Annotated in this window: 1 protein-coding gene; it reads left to right on the top strand. The window is 70.7% G+C overall.

Translation table 11 applies throughout. From position 1 onward, the window contains the following. Positions 1-1,409: condensation domain-containing protein (locus tag AB0J09_RS64725; protein WP_360714421.1), on the top strand; the 1,409-nt coding region annotated here is incomplete at both ends.

Below are 1,409 nucleotides of genomic sequence, written 5' to 3'. Positions count from 1 at the left end.
GAACGCAAGCGCCGACCCGCCAGGTGAACCGTTCGCCCTGACCGGCATCCAACAGGCCTACTGGGCCGGCCGCCGCGACGACTTCGACCTCGGCGGCGTCGACTCCCACCTGTACGCCGAGGTGGACGTCCCCGATCTCGACGTCGACCAGCTCGGGCGGGTGTGGCGCACCCTGATCGACCGGCATCCGATGCTCCGCGCCGTCATCACCAACGACGGTCGCCAGCAGATCCTGCCCACGGTGCCACCGTACGAGATCCACACCCTTGACCTGCGGCAACGGCCCGACGCCGCAGAACGCCTTGCCGCCTCCCGCACCCGGCTCTCCCATCCGCGCCGTGACCCCGCGACCTGGCCCCTGTTCACCATCGAGGCCGCCCTTCTGCCCGACGGCATCACCCGCCTGTTCCTGTCCTTCGACCTCCTCATCGGCGATGCTCTGAGCTGGCAGATCCTCTACCGCGAAGCCCGAGCCCTGTACCAGGACCCGACCGCCGAACTGCCGCCGCTCACCATGACCTTCGCGGACTACGTCGCCCATCAGCGCGCGGTGGCCTCCAGCGACCGCTACGTCCGCGACCGCGACTACTGGCAGGCCCGCCTGGGTGAGCTGCCCGCACCGGCGCCGCTTCCGGTCCTCACCCAGCGCGCCGACGGCGGCGCGCCCTGCTTCCGGCGCCTTCAGTCCTGCTGGACCGGTGAGGAGCTCACAGCGCTTCGCGCGGTGGCCGCCGCCCACGGGACGACGCTGTCCGCGCTCCTGCTCGCCGCGTTCAGCGACAACCTCGGCCGCTTCACCAACACCCGCAGCTTCCTCGTCAACGTCACCGTCTACAACCGGCCGCCGATCCACCCGCAGATCAACCAGATCGTCGGCGACTTCACCTCCACCATCCTGACGAGCGTGAACCTCTCGGCGGCCACGTTCGCCGAGCGGCTGCGCACACTGCAGCACCAGCTGTGGGCAGACCTGGACCACAGCACCTACAGCGGCGTGGACGTGCTCCGGGAACTGCGCGCCGGCTCGCAGGCAGCGGGCGGCGCACCCGTGGTGTTCACCAGCACCCTCGACATGCAGGTCCCAGGCACCGACCCCGGGCCCTTCCCGGGCCGGATCGTCTACGGCATCGGGCAGACCCCGCAGGTGCTGCTCGACTACCAGACCTATGAGGCCGCGGGCCAGCTGGTGATCAACCTGGACACCCGCGACGGCGCGTTACCCGACGGGTTCGTCCAGGCCCTGCTCGAGGAGCACACCGACGCGCTGCGCGCCTTGATCGAGGACCCGGCAGCCACCGAACGACCCCACCTCGTGCTGCCCCCCACCCCCGCGACGCTGCCTGAGCCGCTCGGGGGCGGGCGGTTGCTGCACCAGCCGTTCCTGGATCGCGTTCGCGACCATCCCGAAC

Origin of the sequence: Nonomuraea sp. NPDC049784 (assembly GCF_040659615.1) — a bacterium.
Taxonomy (GTDB): Bacteria; Actinomycetota; Actinomycetes; order Streptosporangiales; family Streptosporangiaceae; genus Nonomuraea.
Note: the sequence above shows the minus strand (reverse complement) of the source record. Positions and strands in the feature narration are given on the sequence as shown.